The organism is Vibrio sp. M260121, from assembly GCF_036533715.1.
In the GTDB taxonomy this organism is placed as follows: domain Bacteria; phylum Pseudomonadota; class Gammaproteobacteria; order Enterobacterales; family Vibrionaceae; genus Vibrio.
The window spans coordinates 218,884-237,788 of sequence record NZ_JATABF010000001.1 but is presented as its reverse complement, the minus strand read 5'-3'; the positions used below and the strand labels follow the sequence as shown (position 1 = coordinate 237,788).

11 protein-coding genes are annotated in these 18,905 nt (G+C 44.7%); 5 read left to right on the top strand and 6 right to left on the bottom strand.

Annotation, left to right across the window (positions count from 1 at the left end):
• Positions 1-55: 55 nt before the first annotated feature.
• Positions 56-2,512: an EAL domain-containing protein gene (locus QTO06_RS01070; protein WP_331406575.1), complete on the bottom strand. Its 2,457-nt coding sequence runs from the start codon at positions 2,510-2,512 to the stop codon at positions 56-58.
• A gap of 412 nt (positions 2,513-2,924) precedes the next feature.
• Here QTO06_RS01070 and QTO06_RS01065 point away from each other — a divergent pair, with 412 nt between their 5' ends.
• The 5 genes from QTO06_RS01065 (at position 2,925) to QTO06_RS01045 (ending at position 11,914) form a co-directional block, all read left to right on the top strand.
• Entirely contained in the window at positions 2,925-5,240 is a 2,316-nt protein-coding gene (locus tag QTO06_RS01065) for a YgiQ family radical SAM protein (protein ID WP_331406574.1), read from the top strand.
• A 281-nt stretch (positions 5,241-5,521) separates the two neighbouring features.
• Complete coding sequence (locus tag QTO06_RS01060; protein WP_331406572.1) at positions 5,522-9,055, top strand: T6SS effector BTH_I2691 family protein; 3,534 nt, start codon at positions 5,522-5,524, stop codon at positions 9,053-9,055.
• A 3-nt stretch (positions 9,056-9,058) separates the two neighbouring features.
• The gene (locus QTO06_RS01055) at positions 9,059-10,003 is read left to right on the top strand and encodes a hypothetical protein (protein WP_331406571.1); all 945 of its coding nucleotides are present in this window, start codon (positions 9,059-9,061) and stop codon (positions 10,001-10,003) included.
• Between the two features lie 3 nt (positions 10,004-10,006).
• The gene (locus QTO06_RS01050) at positions 10,007-10,957 is read left to right on the top strand and encodes a hypothetical protein (protein ID WP_331406570.1); all 951 of its coding nucleotides are present in this window, start codon (positions 10,007-10,009) and stop codon (positions 10,955-10,957) included.
• Positions 10,958-10,960: 3 nt separating this feature from the next.
• Positions 10,961-11,914: a hypothetical protein gene (locus QTO06_RS01045; RefSeq protein ID WP_331406568.1), complete on the top strand. Its 954-nt coding sequence runs from the start codon at positions 10,961-10,963 to the stop codon at positions 11,912-11,914.
• Positions 11,915-11,994: 80 nt separating this feature from the next.
• Here the strand turns inward: QTO06_RS01045 and QTO06_RS01040 are convergent, their stop codons facing one another.
• The 5 genes from QTO06_RS01040 to QTO06_RS01020 form a co-directional block, all read right to left on the bottom strand.
• The gene (locus QTO06_RS01040; RefSeq protein ID WP_029790932.1) at positions 11,995-13,317 is read right to left on the bottom strand and encodes a CoA-disulfide reductase; all 1,323 of its coding nucleotides are present in this window, start codon (positions 13,315-13,317) and stop codon (positions 11,995-11,997) included.
• A 76-nt stretch (positions 13,318-13,393) separates the two neighbouring features.
• Positions 13,394-14,800, bottom strand: coding sequence for a cation:dicarboxylate symporter family transporter (locus QTO06_RS01035; protein WP_331406567.1), 1,407 nt, complete (start codon positions 14,798-14,800; stop codon positions 13,394-13,396).
• Positions 14,801-14,840: 40 nt separating this feature from the next.
• Positions 14,841-15,224: a RidA family protein gene (locus QTO06_RS01030; RefSeq protein WP_045489481.1), complete on the bottom strand. Its 384-nt coding sequence runs from the start codon at positions 15,222-15,224 to the stop codon at positions 14,841-14,843.
• A 24-nt stretch (positions 15,225-15,248) separates the two neighbouring features.
• Positions 15,249-15,917 carry a helix-turn-helix transcriptional regulator gene (locus QTO06_RS01025; RefSeq protein WP_045412045.1) on the bottom strand — a complete coding sequence of 223 codons (669 nt, stop codon included), beginning with the start codon at positions 15,915-15,917 and terminating at the stop codon, positions 15,249-15,251.
• A gap of 552 nt (positions 15,918-16,469) precedes the next feature.
• Entirely contained in the window at positions 16,470-18,566 is a 2,097-nt protein-coding gene (locus tag QTO06_RS01020) for a methyl-accepting chemotaxis protein (RefSeq protein WP_331406564.1), read from the bottom strand.
• Positions 18,567-18,905 lie beyond the last annotated feature (339 nt).

The following is an 18,905-nucleotide window of genomic DNA, read 5'->3' as shown; positions in this document are numbered from 1 at the left end:
TCAACTGAAGCCGCTCATTTATCCAAAGCTAAGTCGCTCACTTATCTTTCTCAACTTAGCTGCTTACCAAATAACCTAACACGTCTTTTTGGGTTAACAAACCACGGTACTGATTTTGTGAATCACAAAGTATCCATGGAAAAGCCGCTCCCGCTCTGACTAGCTCTTGGACGGTAGAGACCGGCAGGTTTGCATCCACTATTTCAAACTCCGTATTCATCACTTGGTTAACCGGACGTTTCCAGATACGGTTCTCTCTTTCCGATTCCAGATCCGTCCCCATCGCAGGTGTTAAATGCAAATTGACTTGTTCTTTAGTAATCAGACCAACACAGCACTTTTCATTGATCACGACTAAAGGCGCGTCTGGGCTTAGATTCATGTACTCAACCGCCAATGATAATGGATCTCCAGGGTCTAAACGTCTTACATCACGATGACTCAGTGAAAGTAAAGATTCATCGCGTGTTGACTTGATCGCCACCCCGTTAAATCGCTTCTTGTGACATTGCGGTTTGTCCAATAGAACCACAGGAATAGCTTGAGAAAACAAGAACCCTTGCATGTAATCGACGCCAACACCAGCGAGTACTTTTAGTTCCTCTTCTGACTCAACCCCTTCCGCAACCACTTTGACATTCAGCTTATGGGCGAGCTCAGTGATCATCTTAACAATGCTGTATTTTGTGCTGCCCTCTTCGATGTTCTTGACGAACTTGCGGTCGATCTTGAGTAGATCAAACTGGCCTTTTTCGAGATAGGAAAACGAAGAATATCCCGTACCAAAATCATCAATCGCGATCTTAATGCCCTGCCCACGTAATTCTTCCAACGCGACAGTGTGCTCTTGGTCTTGTTCGAAATATGCGGTTTCAGTTAGTTCAATGGTAATACGGCTTGGGTCTACCCCACTCTCTGCGATTAAGTCTAAAGAACTTTGCAGAACTTGGAGGGAATCTAACTTGGTATTTAACGAACGGTTAAGCGTTAAGCCAACCTCCTCACCATAGACTTTTTGAATATGAGGCAATTGCTTCAGCGCGGTTCTGCACACTACGTCGTCCAGCGCCGCGATCAACTCTAGGTCTTCCACCACTGAAATCATCTCTTGTGTGTCGTAGGTTTTGTTCTGATGGTAGAAACGAGCTAACGCCTCAAACTTCACGATTTTTCCAGTGCGAGTTTCAATAATCGGTTGAAAGTACACATCCACCAATTGGCTCTCAATTTGGGTTCTCAAAAACGCTTCCAGATGATGACGCTTGACCAGTTCAACATGCAAGTCACTGTTGTAAAAACTAAAGTAACTTTGGTCGCCTGTCGGTGCAGAGACCATCGCTTGCGCGGCATGCACCAAAGCTTGTCTTGGATTATTGGTATCGTAACCCAGTACTGATACCCCTGTTTGACCTTCTACAATCACATCATGCATGCTCGAACCCAGCTCACTTCTCAGTTCAACAAAAAAGCCTCTTAACGCAATCTGAATCAGCCTCAAAGGACTAAGCCACTGACAGCGCGGCGTCTGCAAACAAACGACAAATACATCTTTGGATAATTGACCTGCTATGCTCGCGTGTCGACTACGCATCATGAAATCCGCTAAACCGAGCTGTTGCTCAAGCAAGTTTTTACGCGAGAAATTAGGGCGTAACGTCATGACGATGTTCAAATCTTTGTTGCCATTTTCTCGTGCTAGATTGGCAAGCTGAGATTCGAATTCGTCACGAGGGGGAAGAAAGGCAGACCATTGTTGAGCTTGTTCTCCCGCTTTTTTCATCCACAACAAAGAGGCAGAGATATCCGTCGAAAAGCCAAGGAACAGTGTTCGACCAGAGGTAAAATTAAGACGGTAGATACACAAATGTTGGGCTTGGTTACTTCCGTTTGAAGTGCGACTTAATAAGTTACCGCTCCAGTAACCTTCTTGGTCAATCTGCTCCCACATGTCGTCGTAGAAAGTTTGGCTATGATGGTCCGAGCTAAAAATGTTGGTTTTCAAACCGATGATATCGCGATTTTCGTACCCCATCTGTTGTTCAAAAGCCCGATTACAACCCAGAATTCGAGTATCTTGGTCAGCAATCAATATCCCCACATTGGGCAAGTCAAAAATGGTTTCGAGGATTTTCGCCAATTCCTCACTGCCAGTGATCGTCAATTGAGGAATGACGATACCTTGAACAATGTGATCATTCAGGCGCTCAAAGCTCATATCGACGTGAACGAGCATGGCTTCGTTTGGCATTAAGCAACAAGACAAGTTGCCATGTCCTCCATGACGCTCTATCTGAGCAATTTTTTCTCTTGCAGCGTCTTGTTGCCCTAACAACATATGCTCCAGCAATTCATCCAACCCGCTAATCGGTTTCTTTAAACCAAATGCGGACATCATGCCCTTTTGGTCACATTCAAATTCTCGGGTCTGGATATCGTAAGACCAATCGATAACTTGAGAATGACCGGATGCGGGCTGCACTTCTCCTTGTGCAATAGACACTAATTCACTCATAACCTAGCCCCCTGTTTGTATCAGCCATGACTACGAATATTGGCTACCCACGGTGTCGCCTGATTTTGCTGTAGTTTTATGATTGCAAAGTGGTCAAACACCATTTGGAACGTCGATACGGTCGGTCAATATTCAAAGTCAAAACGACGTGTGCATTAGCATGCACTTAATTAAATTATAGAAAGAGTTTTTGATAAGCACACTGTTGCTCAACAATAAATTTTCATCGTCTGCAAAGCCAATAACCATAAGGCTTTGAAGGACATAACGTAGTAAAAACCACCAGCCTAATTGCGAGTTATTTTCATCTAGCAATAAAACTTACTGAACTAAGCTTGATAAGGGAACTTGGGTATAGATACCTGATTATCAAATCGCTATAATTCGCGCTCCCTGGAACAGAGAGCAAAATATGACCAACGACATTACTCCTATTCATGAGTACAAAAAATACTGGGCTGAGTGTTTTGGTACGGCACCCTTCTTGCCGACCAGTCGCAAAGAAATGGACGCCCTAGGATGGGATAGTTGTGACATTATCATTGTCACGGGTGACGCGTATGTAGACCACCCGAGCTTTGGTATGGCGATCATTGGCCGTCTATTGGAATCTCAAGGTTTCCGTGTCGGTATCATTGCTCAACCAGAATGGCAAAACAAAGATGCTTTCATGCAACTGGGTAAGCCAAACCTGTTCTTCGGGATCACAGCGGGCAACATGGACTCCATGATCAACCGCTACACTGCTGACAAAAAGCTTCGTCACGATGACGCTTACACACCTAATAACGAAGGTGGTAAACGTCCAGATCGTGCAACGTTGGTGTACTCACAACGTTGTCGTGAAGCTTACAAAGGCACACCTATTGTTCTTGGCGGTATTGAAGCGAGTTTGCGTCGTGTGGCTCACTATGACTACTGGTCAGATAAAGTGCGCCGCTCTGTTCTGTTCGATGCAAAAGCTGACATCCTTTTATTTGGTAACGCCGAGCGTGCTCTTGTTGAAGTAGCGCACCGTTTAGCCGATGGCGAAGACATCAACAATATGACCAATATCCGTGGTACTGCGGTTAACTTACCTGCAGAACCAGAAGGTTACACGGTTATCGATTCCTCTCGTATTGAGAAACCTCGTAAAGAAGCGTTCGTGCCTAAGAACCCATACGAAGTAGAAACTCAGTGCGACACCAAAAAAGAAGAACCAGAAGCGAAGCCAATTACGATTCGCCCATCACGTCATGATGCTGCGAACACCGCGGTGCGCTTACCTGCCTTCGAAAAACTAAACAACGACCGTATTCTGTATGCGCACGCAAGTCGTGTTATGCACCTAGAGACCAACCCGTACTCTGGTCGTGCCCTATTGCAACGTCATGGTGACCGCGAACTTTGGGTAAACCAAGCGCCAATCCCGTTGACGACAGAAGAGATGGACTTTGTATTTGGCTTGCCTTATGCGCGTGTTCCTCACCCTATGTATGGCAAAGCAAAAATTCCTGCTTACGACATGATCAAAACCTCGGTTAACATCATGCGTGGCTGTTTTGGTGGCTGTTCTTTCTGTTCGATTACCGAGCACGAAGGTCGCATCATTCAAAACCGCTCTCAAGATTCCATCATCAACGAGTTAGAAGAGATCCGTGACAAGGTTCCAGGCTTTACCGGTACGATTTCTGACTTGGGTGGTCCTACAGCAAACATGTACCGTCTTGGCTGTAGCGATCCAAAAGCGGAAGCAAACTGTCGTCGCCCTTCTTGTGTGTTCCCAGGTATCTGTAACAAACTGAATACCGACCACAAACACACCATCGATCTTTACCGCGCAGCACGCAAAGTAAAAGGTGTTAAGAAGGTCATGATCGCATCTGGCGTACGTTACGATCTTGCAATTGAATCACCAGAGTACGTAAAAGAGCTTGTAACTCACCACGTCGGCGGTTACCTGAAGATTGCACCTGAGCATACCGAGAAAGGCCCGCTGGATCTGATGATGAAGCCGGGCATGGGCACTTACGACCGCTTTAAAGAGATGTTTGAGAAGTACAGCGCGGAAGCAGGTAAGAAACAATACCTGATCCCTTACTTCATCTCAGCACACCCAGGTACAGAAGACGAAGACATGCTGAACTTGGCGCTATGGCTGAAGAAGAACAACTTCGAGTGTGACCAAGTACAAAACTTCTACCCATCGCCAATGTGTAACGCAACGTCGATGTACTACTCAGAGACGAACCCTCTGAAACGCGTGAAGTACAAACAACGTGAAGATGTGCCAGTGGCGAAAGGTGAACGTCAGCGTCGCCTACACAAAGCCCTACTTCGCTACCACGATCCAGCAAACTGGCCAATGATCCGCGAAGCGCTAATCAACATGGGCAAGAAGCACCTGATTGGTGATAAACCAAACTGTCTGGTTCCGGCAGAAGACATTGATGCGCAAACACCAGCACAACGTCGTAAGTCTGGTCGTCACGGTGCAAACCGTTTTGCGACCAAACACACCAAGAACCAACCAGGCTTTGGTGGTCACTTGAACAAACGTTCTGAAGGTGGCTCGCGTGATGGCAAACCATCTGGCAACCGCAACGGTTCAGGTAAAGCGCAAGGCGGACAAAACGGCCAAGGTCGTGGCAACCAAAACCGCTCCAACGGTGCGGGCTCACAAGGCCAAGGTCGTCCTCAAGGACAAGGCAGAACGGCAGGTCAACGCAAGCCAAAACGCCGTTAATACAATAGAACTTGAATACTAAAAAGGGCTCCAGAGTTAACTCTGGAGCCTTTTTTTGTATACAGCTCTCAATAGTCCCTATCACAACTTACAATTAGGCTCTAAGTCACCCTTAAGCCCTACCGATACAAAAAATGGTATACGCCAACCAACTTATTGGAAAAACAAACAACTTTTTGGTAAAAGCAGAATCACGCAAGGAATAACCCACTGATTTTTAATTGTTTTATTTTGGTGCGATATTTGCCTAATGGAGTAAAACTCTTAAACATAGGCTGACGATGAGTAATCCACTTCCCCCGAAAACTTCGATGTTTTGGCACGACAACAGCTATACCCACGAAGAAGCTGTTCAGGCATTTGAAAGCGATGGCACGTTGAAATCTCTGAATACCGTTCCAACCACCGCATCCGATGATATGGCTGGCTCGCCTCCAGAGCGCAGTATGTTTTGGGAGGGAGAAACAAAAAAAATCGATCCGCCACCGCCGTCTGAACCAGAACCTCTCAATTTAAAAACCGAGAAAGAACCAACAGAGGCTTTACCGGCACATTTTATCCCTGTTCGCTACGCCATCGATCAGCTAGAAACAGAAGAAACACAACCTTTTGGTTTGCCTGACGAATGGAAAGGCCAAGGCCCAGCCAAACTCAATACCGTTGGCTACACCCTGCGTCAGCTTCGCGATGGTTGGTTGTATGTCTATGATGCAATCAACAAAAGCCTAGACGAATATGAAATCAAAGGAACGCAATTCACGCTCTACAAGTTGGGAGAGTCGGAAAGCCCAGAATCCGAACAGCGTGGGACACCAGAAGGTGCAAAACCTTTCCTTACTTACGAAGATGGGAGCGTGCTGTCGATTTGTTACTCTGAACACCGTTGGACATGGAACATGTTCATGCGCGTCCTTAACAATCCGAGTAATCATATCGATCGCATGCAGACTGTTGTGTTATCCGCAAACGAGAATCAACACAACATTGCACCAATCGATAAGTTAACTCAAGTGGCTGATATTGATTCTTCTGCCGTCGATGATGGGCGCTTTGCAGATTCTGGCATCGCGACCAAAGCTGATGAAGATGGTTCCGTCTTTAAACCTGTCGCAGCCGAGAGTGACTTAACCTCTGCGATTCCAGAAGAAGAGTCGGGCTACTTCGTCGCGATAAAAGATTACGCCGCAGACATTCAAGATATGTCGCTGCATTTTGTTGGCGCAGCAAGCCCATATCGTCTTTTCACTGACCAGTTTTCAAACCAGTGGAACTTGATGCAGACCGCCATGCAACTGTGCATGTTCGGGGCAAGTGACGAGATCGACATGCCAGCTAGCGTTAAGCGTAACGGCGAAGAGCTGTCGTTTTATACCGACATGGCTGAGTATTATGACTCCTCTAACCAACTTGATTTGGCAGAGCAGAATAAAAGCTCAGTTCAATCAGGCTATCCTGCTAAATTTTCCGCCGGAGCGATTGAATCACACCAACATACCCAAAGCGACATTGCCAAAGCAATACAGGACAAATATCGAATTTCTGCGAGCCGATTTGGTAAATACGAACAATGGATAGCGACTGAACGCTGGCGCAAGCAGCTCAACTGGAAGCAAATGCTGAGCGAAATGCAAGAGCTGTCAGAGCAAAAAGAAACCATGCTTGCCGAAGTTGTCTCGGTAAAAAGCGACTTTATTGGTGTAATGGAATCTTTGACACCTCATCATCTCGAGAGAACCTTCGACCTGTACAGCGAAGACACGCAGTACAGTTTGTATCAACTGCACAAGCAAGCCGTTGAGTCATTTACTCTAGTGATGCAAGAAGAAGACCGCCAATGGGCTGAGAGCCAATGGGAGAAACCAACCAGTTTACTTGCTCTCTACACTTCCGGGTTTAGTCGTAGCCTCTTTAAACAAGTGGAGAAGTTAATTCCTGAACAAGTTTCAAATCAGGTAGGTGAAGTAGACGTCGCCAAAATTGCTCCAGACACTGAAAGCTCAGACAAACAATTTATGGACTACGTTTCGGCAGCAAGTAACCGTGTGGGTATGTATTCAAAAGTCATGGACTTTATTTCTAACCCAAATACTGCAGAAACCGAGTTTCTAAGAGATATAGCAAAAGGATTCGATGGGCTAGATACCATATTCAAAGCGACGAACAGCGCTTTATTGAAGGGGGCAATAGAGGTTGGCGTTAGCCTAACAGCCCAAGCGTCTATCTTAATGATATCTCTATTGTCAAAACCGCTCACCCGAACAAGTTTTTACATAAGAGCTGCCGTTGTAGAACGTTTATCGATAGATACTCCACTCAATGTCAACAAAGGCTACGCACAAAATTTTGGTTCTTGGAAATCCAATCATGATAAAAAACTCATCGCATCCAACCAAAACAAGGAAGTGTTAGCAGCCTTCAACAAGGGTGATAAAACTATATCAAACACGCAGTATAAGAAGGCTCTCCAGCAACAGCGGCACCTTCAAAAAAGCTTAGCCGTTGCGACGTTGGAATATCCACAGTATATAGAACTCCCAGATGACGTACTTGAGGCAACAATTCAAATGCGTAAAGACATATGGGATAACAGATTAAACAACCTTAATAAACGGTTTGAAGATGTAGGCGGTCTGGGCTTCTTAGCTCTGATTTTCAACTGCCTCGCACTTGCTGATGCAATGAACAGTATTCAAGAAACAGGGTTAATGTCCTCAGATGAATTCTTGGATATTCAGCAAAAGCTTTTTTATACAGCAAACGCTTGGACGGGAATTCGTACGGGTAAGTTATGGGAGAGAGTAAAGGGTGATCCTAGATTAAGGTCACATTCATATAATGTCTTAAAGAAGTTAGTGAATAGAAACGAAGACACTTTTAAAAACTTAAACCTTAATGACCTAAAGGTATTCAATAAATGGCTAGCTGTAACCGGAGTTATTGGTGTTCTTGCTTCAGGTATAGAGGCCTATCGCTCATGGCAGAAAATAGACAACCTTCATGGAACAGCTAGAGTTGTGGAGTACTTCAACTTTGCATCTTTAGTTGGACTTACAGCAGTAGGGACCTTTCAAGCTGTAGGAGGAATAACTGGCGTATGGTCAGCAAACGTTCTTTTCGGTGGGCCAATCATGTTTGTCATTATGGGGCTAACTGCAATTTACCTTTTGAGCAACTATGTAATGAGCAAGTTCAAACAAGACGATTATCAAAAATGGTTAGATAAACTTCCTTGGGGATATCACTCGAATAAAGTACGTTGGAGTCAATCCTCAAGCTTGGTAGAGAGAGAAAAGCATAATTCTTCTTTGGTACAAGAGGCTCTTTTTGAGTTAAAAACCATAATGGATAAACCTTTGATCTGCCAAATACCATTGATGCGTACCGTTCCGAATTCAACAACACAGTATCCAGCAGCAAAACAAGAATTGTTTGGTATTGAGCTACATATTCAAGTTCCCACCAATACAGCAAGAGATGGCATAAAACTTCGGACAAATACTTCTGTAACAGAGGAGGGGCTGATGTCGGGAGCTTGGCACACTGGAGTAGACCTAGAAACGTTGAATAGTTCAACGGATTCCTCAGATTCTCAAAGCGTCTATAAATTGACTCTACCAATGAAAGACTCAGCTAACTATCTAGCATTTGAGATTGAATACATCCTTGATGATAAAAACGAATTAAGCCGTAAGTACTGGTTCCAAAATAATGCAAAACAGCGTGCAACTTATACGGCGATTTCAGACAATACTAAACAAGCAACGATCAGCAGTTCATTAACTTCAGATACTAGTGAACTTAGCTTACAGGAGTAACCCTTGGCTTATTTACCTTTTTACATCACGCCAGAAGAATTTTCGGCCTACCAAGAAGAACAAGAGCAACAGATTCTAAAGGGGAAAGATCTCACAATCTGGCACAAGCACGATATTGAAGAGCCTTTTCGATACTTATACCTATCGATTGCTATGGCCGCTGTCAGTCCATTATTTTTCCTTACCTATTTCCTACATGACAACAGCGACATGATCTTAACTTACATTTTATCGGGTCTGACGATAATCATGTCTGGTGTATCTTATCTGACATTTGGGTTGGACAATCGTTATGATTACACCTTGTCCGATCGCGGGTTAGTTATAAAAAAACGACGTAATTTACCGAATTGGGTAAACTCTGCAACTCAAGTCATGGGCTGGATTGGAGCAATAGTTTGTGTCGTGATGGTTGGGGTTGCTGGACCCATGGTTCTTGTCGGAGCTGGTGGCTTTATATTGGTTTCTTTTGGTATGTTAAAACGCAAACCCGATGAACCAACAGAAGTGAGAGTTGCAGAGCGTGAAGATTGGTTGTTTGCCGACTATAACAAAAAGCGCAAAGTGATCCAGTTCTACTTTAAGCAGGATAAGTGTGAATATATCGATATGGAACATAACACCATTGTCCGTTCACATAGTAGATCTGATTGCTACGTATTTTTCAAAACAGAAACAGACTTAGAATCTGTGGTAAATCAGTTAGCTACGGAATATAAGCTGGATTGTACAGAGGTAGATGACCACAAAAAGCTATTTGAATCGGAACCAGAAGCTAGACTGTTTAACATTCCTGTTTGTAATAGAGAATATAAAACAGATGAGGTATTTGATTTAAGGGCGTCAAATGCCCCGCTTCCTGAGCGTGAATACCTTTACAACGGTAAGTGGCAAACGGAATCTGAGATTGAAAAATCTAAATCTGAACTAACAACAGCCAAGGAGTAACCCTTGGCTTATTTACCATTTTATATCACCCCAGAAGAATTGGCGGTTTATCAAGAGGCGCAAGAGCAAGAGATCCTCTCAGGAGACAATTTAACAACATGGCGTAAATATGATATCGAGGAAACGAATCGTTTTGCATATATATTTGACAGCTTAGTTCCAATTGCCATTATGTCAGTGGTTCTTTTCTTATTTTGGTATACCTTAGGCCAAGACCCTCTGATGGGGTATGTTGCTGTTGGTGTACTAATAATGGGGTACGGACTCAGCTACCTATTATTTGGCCTCGATTATCGCTATGACTATATTTTTTCTAGCAAAGGCTTTGTGATGAAAAAACGTCGCAATATGCCTAAGTGGGTAAGTACCGCTACGCAAGCAGTTGGCTGGGTAGGTGCAGTGGTGTGCGTGATTATGGTAGCACTGGTTGGTCCGATGGCATTAGCGGGAGCAGGTGCCCTTATTTTGCTTTCATTTGGTATGCTTAAACGCAAGCCTGATGAACCAACAGAAGTGAGAGTTGGAGAACGAGAAGACTGGCTCTTTGCTGATTATAATAAGAAAAGAAAAGTAATTAAGTTCTTTTTTAAGTATGACAGGTGCGAATACCAAGATACTGCTCAGGAGGTTACTTTTCGCTCACAGGGGCGATTCTATAGTTACATTTTCTTTAAAAATGAAACGGACTTAGGATCCATGGTCACGCAACTTTCAAATATCTACAAACTGAATTGTAAAGAGGTCAATGATCATAAAAAGCTGTTTGAAGCGAAGCCTGAACCTAGACTTTTTACGACTCCTGCTCGTTATCGAGAATACCCTACCAATGAAGTGTTTGATTTAAGGGGTGCGAAAGCGCCACTCCCAGAGTGTAAGTATCTTTACAACGGCAAGTGGCGAACCGAATCTGAGATTGAAAAATCTAAACCTGAACTAACAACAACCAAGGAGTAACCCTTGGCATATTCACCGTTTTATATCACCCCAGAAGAATTGGCGGTTTATCAAGAAGCGCAAGAACAAGAGATTCTCACAGGGGACAATTTAACAACATGGCATAAGTATGATGTAGAGGAGCCTTTTCGCTACCATTACAAGTTAACTGCGCTTCCATTTGTGATCGCACCATTCCTAATGGTTTTTTTTATACATACAAGTGATACGCTTGGTGCAACCATTTTTTCCTTCATTTTGGCAGTGATGATGGCCGGAGTCTTTTACCTTACGATTGGCCTCGATTATCGCTATGACTACATTTTTTCAGGTAAAGGCTTTGTGATGAAAAAGCGTCGCAATATGCCAAAATGGGTAAATACCGCTACGCAAGCTGTTGGCTGGATTGGCGCGGTGGTGTGTGTGGTGATGGTAGCACTGGTAGGTCCGATGGCATTAGCGGGAGCAGGTGCCTTTATTTTGCTTTCATTTGGTATGTTAAAACGTCAGCCTGATGAACCAACAGAAGTGAGAGTTGGGGAGCGAGAAGACTGGCTCTTTGCTGATTACAATAAGAAAAGAAAAGTAATTAAGTTCTTTTTTAAGTATGACAGGTGCGAATACCAAGATACTGCTCATGAGGTTACTTTTCGCTCACAGGGGCGATTCTATTGTTACATTTTCTTTAAAAGTGAAGCAGACTTAGAATCCATGGTCACGCAACTTTCAAATATCTACAAACTGGATTGTAAAGAGGTCAATGATCATAAAAAGCTGTTTGAAGCGAAGCCTGAACCTAGACTTTTTACGACTCCTGCTTGTTATCGAGAATACCCTACCAATGAAGTGTTTGATTTAAGGGGTGCGAAGGCGCCACTTCCAGAGTGTAAATACCTCTACAACGGAAAATGGCAAACTGAATCTGAAATTGAACGCTTAAAAGCGGAAGGTGCACAGCAAGCTACTCCCGCTTCGTAGTTCGCAACAAGCATTAAAAAGGGCTCCAGAAACAACTCTGGAGGCCTTTTGTTTTGTCTGAATTGACTTGGATAACTACATTATTTCGCTACGTTGCCCGCAACGTTTAGTGCATCCCATGTACGTGCGAATGGTGGTGCGTAGCAGAAGTCCATGTAGCCTAGTTGCTGTGTTGTCATCTTCGCAGTGATAGCAACAGCGAGTGCGTTGATTCGGCCTACTGCGCCCTTCTTACCAACGATTTCGCCACCAAGCAGTACATTGGTTTCTGGGTGGTAAACCAACTTCACTTTAATGTCTTCTTGACCAGGGTAGTAATCGGTTTGGTTCTTATCTGAAATGGTTGAAACCTTCACTTCCAAACCGTGTTCTTTAGCTAGAAGTTCCGATACGCCTGTGCATGCCAGTTCGTAGTCCAGCACTTTCAAACAAGATGAACCTAAGAAGCCACTCATGTAAGTGTCTTTGCCTGCAAGTTTATCCGCCATCATGCGCGCTTGTTTGTTAGCAGTGGTTGCAAGTGGAACATACACTGATTTGCCTAGCGCCATGTGGTGAACCACTGCACAGTCGCCAACAGCGTAGATGTGTGCATCTTCTGTTGCGCCAAACTCATCTACGAGTAGTGCGCCGTTCGCTGCTTTCGGTAACTCGAATGCTTCTGTGTTTGGTTTGAAGCCAAGCGACATAATCACAACGTCTGCTTCAACATTGCCGTTGTCGGTTTCTACGATGTAACCGCCCTGCTCTGCGTCGCGAATGGCTGATACGCTGCAACCGGTTTTAAGCTCAGCGCCAGATTCACGAATCGCGCCTTCTACCACTTCAATCATTTCAGGGCTGAACTGACGACTCATCACGTGTTGTTCACGCTCAATGATAGTGACGTGTTTGCCCAGTAGGTGCGCGGCATCGAACACTTCAAGGCCGATAAAGCCACCGCCGATAACACAAACGCGTTGTTTGTTGCTGTCCTTAAGCGCTTCTTTTACTGCCAAGCCATCTTCCATGCTGGTTAGCGTGTATACATGCTCTGGGTTGAACTCACCAAACGATGGCACGATTGGACGTGCGCCAGTGGCAATCACTAACATATCGTAATTGATCGTGCTTTCTTCGCCTTGGTGACGAACTTTGATCTGCTTTTCTGTGCGGTCTAGTGCCACCATTTCAGTTTCAATGCGCACGTCTAAACCAGATTTAATCGCTTGTTCTGGCGTACGAGAAATCATGCGCTCAGTGTCATCAAACATGCCACCAGCAAAGTAAGGCAAACCACACGCACCGAACGAGATGTAATCGCGCTTATCCAGCACAATCACTTCATCTGATGGCTGATTACGTTTGTATTTCGCTGCGAAACTCATACCTGCAGCGCTACCGCCTACGACAACAACTTTCATATTTATTACCTAAATAACCTGAACTCAGGAAAAACGGAGAGCACCCGCGTTGGGTGCTCTTTATTAAGTTTGGAAATTACACTGCTGCTTCTTTTGTTACTGTTGCAGCAACATCAGCGTTGTATTGCTCAGTGTTTAGTGAGCCATTCTTCTTCGCGGTTAGTACACCTGACAACATTGAGCCAGAGATGTTAAGCGCGGTACGAGCCATGTCGATAAGTGCTTCGATAGAAACCAGAATCGCCACAACCGTAATGTCTAGACCCATGATAGTCAGTACTGCTACTGCTGCGAACGTTGCACCGCCACCAACACCTGCGATACCGAATGAAGCAATCGCGATTACAGCAATCAGTTGTACGATGAAGCCTAGATCTACTGGCATACCCATTACTTGAGCCGCCATGATAGCTAGCATTGCAGGGTAGATACCCGCACAACCGTTCTGACCGATACTGGTACCGAATGTTGCTGACATGTTTGCTGTTTCTTCGTCCACACCTAGACGTTGAGTTTGAGTTTCAACGTTTAGTGGGATTGCAGCCATGCTTGAGCGAGAACCGAAGCCGAATACTAGCACTGGCCAGATTTTCTTCATGAACTTCGCAGGAGACAGGCCGAACATAGACACCATCATGAAGTGGATAGCGAACATTACACCGATTGCCACGTAGCTTGCTAGTAGGAAGCGACCCATTTCTGCTAGTGCAAACAAATCGTTTGTCATCATGAACGTAGTCATCAAAGCGAACACACCGTAAGGCGTCAGCTTCAGAATCTCACGTACCATTGAAAGTACCACTTCTTTTGCAGAGTTGATGAAATCAACGAAGTTTTGCACTTTCTCAGGCTTACGGTTTTTCACTTGCAGGATACAGTAGCCAAGGAACATACCGAACAATACTGTCGATAGTGTCGATGTACGCTCAGAGCCCGTTAGCATGTCGAAGATGTTGGTTGGGATGATAGACAGCGCCATACCTGACAGACCGCTGCTCGCCATTGCATCTTGCGTTGCAATCAGAGAGTCACCACGCGCTTCGATAGCGCTGTTAGTGCCGATAGTGCTGACTAGCGCGTTAGCATCGATACCGAATAGGTAAATACTTGCGATGCCCACTGCCGCAGAGATAGCACAAGTGAAAAGTAGAATACCGATGATTTTTGGTGCGATGCGCGATAGTGCACCACCGCCTTCTACGTTCATGATCGAAGAGATCATCGCCACAAATACTAGCGGGATTACGATCATTTGTAGAAGCTTGATGTAGCCTTTACCGAACACAGAAATCAGTTCAGCAAAACCTGCCGTTGCAACATTGCCTACACCAAATACTAGCTGAATCGCACCGCCGAATAACAGGCCAGCAGCAAGCGCACTCAGTACGCGGAAGTTAAAGCTTTTCTTTTGTTTTTTGAAGTTCGCAAGCAATGCGTAGAACCCAAAGAACAGGATGCTTAATCCAATAAATGAAACGCTCATGAGAATCTCCTATTGATACCCATTTATGTCCGAAAATCGGTTACTTTTTGTATGCAATGGCTTCAACTTCAACCAATGCGTCTTTTGGTAGTCTTGCTGCTTCAACACAAGAGCGAGCTGGTGCGTTTTCTGTACCAAATACCTCTGTGTACACTTCGTTAAATGCCACGAAGTTTTCCATATCTGATAGGAAGCATGTCGTCTTCAATACTGTGTCTAGACCCGCACCGCTTGCTTCTAGAACCGCTTTTAAGTTTTCTAGAGACTGACGAGCTTGCTCCTTGATGCCGCCTTCAACAAATTGCATGGTTTCTGGAACCAGTGGCAACTGACCTGATGTGTAAACCATGTCGCCGTAAGCTGTGCCTTGAGAGTAAGGACCGATAGCTGCTGGTGCTTGTTCAGTGGCAATGATTTTTTTCACGATACAACTCCTAAGTGATTAATTTTATTCTGATTTAAATTCTCGGATAAACTTGTAAACCGCCTGACGGCTGATCCCAAGTTGCTCTGATACTTGTGTGGTCGTCTCTTTTAGCTCAAACACGCCGTTATCAAACAAACAACGAATGATGGCTTTGTTACGACCTTTTGCGGAGACCGTCTCGTCTTGATCCACCTCTTTCATGGCAGCGCTCAATGCCTGCTTAATCACGTCGTTCGCGTTATTGCTGAAGGTTTCACTGACCAAGGTTTGCGATACGTGACACTGTGGCATCAGCGTCTTGACGATTTCTGGAAATGGGAAAGATAAGTTCATATTGATGCAAAGCATGCCAATCGGCTTTTGCTCAGGGCCCGCCAAAATGCATGTGGTCGATTTCAGTAGCGAGCCATCAGCTGCATTGGTGAAATAACTCTTCGGAGAAACCTCGCCCGTTTTCTCGAATGTGCTCCACATACGTAGACCCAAATCGGTGATAGGCGAGCCAATTTCGCGGCCAGTGTGGTGCCCATTCACGATCTTCACGACTGAATTTTCTAAGCTTTCAAATGAATGAATAACCACTTCACAGTACGGTCCGATCAAATCGGCAATCGTGTCTGCTAAACGAAAGTAGTTGCTTAAACATTCTCTGTCTTCGTCGGTGAATCGAACTTGCTTTACACTCATCATTTCGGTTTACATTTTTGAACTCAATGACTGAAAAGTACTCCTTTCGAGTGAGTTCAGCAATACATAGTAAACTTCTGTAAACCTAAAAAATGCGCTTAAAACACCGCCAAAAATCCAAGAATTGATCGAAACCACGCACAATAGTTGAGCACGATCACCAAAAACATATGAATTGGGTTTAATTTCTTAAACCTCATCAAAGTTTAAATATTTAAAACCAAAGATTGCATTTTTGAACACTTTAATGATCTAGAACAAGTTCTGAAACTCAGTAAAAACCGCATACGGTAACAATCGATTTGAAGCGCAACTCGATTTATAAAATCGACGTCAATGACAGCGCTCTCAAAAAGGCATTAGATGAATAAAGCATCACCATGCGTACATCACTTAATTCCGTTCCATGCCTTTAAGACGAAGCCATTTTCAAAAAGACGCAGCGAAAGAAGAAAAAGTTGAATTGAATACCTTGGGTTAGTGTTATTGGCCCCAACAAAAAAGCCGAGCGCATAATGCACTCGGCTTGTAAGGGAGACTCAATAAAAGAGACGATTAAGACAGCCTGAACTTACTCAATTCGCCGTGAAGATCGCTCGCTTTTACCGTCAACTCGTTGCTGATTTCTACTGAAGAAGTCATCGTATCCATCACCTCTACCGCCGTGTCGTTGATAATCACAACGTTACGGTTAATCTCTTCCGATACTGAGCTTTGCTCTTCTGCTGCCGAAGCGATTTGGTTGTTCATGTCATTGATGACTTCAATCGCTTGGTTGATTTCAGACAGAGCCAAATGCGCTGCTTGAGTCTCGCCCTTAGTATCAATGGCTTGTTTTTGGCTTTGCTCCATCAACACCACGATAGATTGCGTCTCTTGCTCTAGTCGAGCCAGCATAGCGCGGATTTCTTCTGTCGAGCCTTGAGTACGATTGGCCAGATTACGAACCTCATCGGCAACGACCGCAAAGCCTCGGCCTGCCTCACCTGCGCGAGCCGCTTCAATCGCAGCGTTAAGAGCCAACAGATTGGTTTGTTCTGCAATACCACCGATCTCGCTCAGAATGCCTTGAATCGCCGTGCTGGAATCGACCAAGTTCTGTGTTTGTTGCTGCGCATCGTTCACTTGCATTGCCAAGCTATCTACCGCATTTGCGGCGTTATCCATGCGTGTCATGCCGTTCAAGCTGTTGCTTTGTACTTGGCTTGCAGCTGCTGCCGCTTGAACCGCTGAGTTCGCGACCTCTTGCGCTGTGGCACTCATTTCATTGATCGCGGTTGCTAACGAGTTCACCTCATTTACTTGAGCATTCAATTGATCACGAGAAGCCGCGGCACGTGTTTGGCCTTCTGTGGCGTTCTTATCGACTTGGTCTGCCGTTGCCATCACAGTCAGCAGCATCTCTTGCATACGTGATAGGAAGGTATTGAACCAATGCGCCAGTTGCGCGGTTTCATCTTTGCCTTTCACTTCAATACGGTAAGTCAGATCACCCTCACCTTGTGCAGCGTCTTTGAAACGTTCAACCAAGTTGTTCAGAACTTTACCAAGCGAGCTTGCAATAAATGCCATTGCAGCAATGCCTAGAAGAGCAGCGATGATCCCCGCCCAGATACCTTTTTCAAGCGCTTCTGAATTCTGGTCATCACTCCATTGTTGGTAGTCGTCGACGCTTTTTGTAAGGTGGTTGCTGGGAACTGACACCATGACTACCCATGGAGCATCGCTCGTATCGATAGCTGTGATCGCGTATTCATCACCACCAAAAGTCACCAAACCTGCACCATCACGTTTCGCAATAGACTGAATGTTTGACCATTCTGCAGCAAGCTCAGACGAGACTTTCTTACCTACCATTTCCGCTGCACGGCTGTTCGCAAGCGTAATGCCTTTCCAAGATGTGATAAGTATTTTGCCTTCGCCATCAAACAGGTCACGCGCAAAACGTTCACTCTGGCTTTGCAACTCATGCAGCGACAAATCGAAGCCCAAAGAACCGATGATTTTGCCATCCTGCTTAATTGGTTGGCTGATGGTCGTAATCAGCTCTTGCTTGCCTCGTACTGGATAGAAGTAAGGCTCCATGACAAACGTCTTGCCCGTTTCGTAAGGCATAAGGTGCCAATCATCTTTGCGCTCGCCATTGCTGTTGAGTTCTGTATTGCTAAAGCTTTCCATGGCGACCGCATCAAAGCTATCGTGCTCGTTAGGCGAGAAAAACGGCGCAAGATAACCTTGGCTGTTAAACCCATCTTCTGCGTTGAACGTCACTTGCTGTGGCCATGTTTTATCTTGCCAAACCATGTAGCCAGCAAATACGGCTTTATTCTGAGCCTCTAGCGCGGCAGTAAACTGTTTAACAATAAGGTCTGCGCTTGCGTTACGTTCTGCGCTTAACTCAATAATAGAGCGCGCTTGCTTTAGGTTTGCCAAAACAGGATCAAGCTGGTTAGCGATATTCAAACCTTGCTGAATCGCAGTATTTTGCAGATCTGTGTTGGTCGCATCGGTCAATTGCGCTTTCACTTTTTCGTTAATTTGCTTGTTCACATCCGTGAAAGCGTTGGTGGTCATGCCCATTGCAATCAACAAAGTGAAAGCCATTGCTCCACCCGCACTCACTGCAATTCGCGTACGTATACTGTTAAACATATTAGCCTCTATGACTGATGATAAATTGGCGTTAGCTTTTGAAATTTCGTGGATTTTAAACAACAGAAGTGAATAGAAGACGCCAAAATATGAACAGAAAGAGAACAGAAAGATCTGCATTATTAACAGAGTTACGGCGGAGGGCGGTTTTATATTTTCGAAGCATGAGCTGCACAATAAATAAAGTGCATCAGAAGAAAGCCTAAGCTCTTGTATTTATAGAACTTACCCCTTAATAATAAAATGGTTTTTATATGAAAATAGAGAGATATCAGAGCGCACGGATAGAAAGAGACAGATTACTCAATACGTGATATAGATCACACTTAAATTTCATTC

Excerpts from the sequence above, each read along its gene's own strand:
- QTO06_RS01070 (WP_331406575.1), bottom strand. The coding sequence starts at position 2,512 with ATGAGTGAATTAGTGTCTATTGCACAAGGAGAAGTGCAGCCCGCATCC.
- QTO06_RS01065 (WP_331406574.1), top strand. The coding sequence starts at position 2,925 with ATGACCAACGACATTACTCCTATTCATGAGTACAAAAAATACTGGGCT.
- QTO06_RS01060 (WP_331406572.1), top strand. The coding sequence starts at position 5,522 with ATGAGTAATCCACTTCCCCCGAAAACTTCGATGTTTTGGCACGACAAC.
- QTO06_RS01040 (WP_029790932.1), bottom strand. The coding sequence starts at position 13,317 with ATGAAAGTTGTTGTCGTAGGCGGTAGCGCTGCAGGTATGAGTTTCGCA.
- QTO06_RS01035 (WP_331406567.1), bottom strand. The coding sequence starts at position 14,800 with ATGAGCGTTTCATTTATTGGATTAAGCATCCTGTTCTTTGGGTTCTAC.
- QTO06_RS01025 (WP_045412045.1), bottom strand. The coding sequence starts at position 15,917 with ATGATGAGTGTAAAGCAAGTTCGATTCACCGACGAAGACAGAGAATGT.
- QTO06_RS01020 (WP_331406564.1), bottom strand. The coding sequence starts at position 18,566 with ATGTTTAACAGTATACGTACGCGAATTGCAGTGAGTGCGGGTGGAGCA.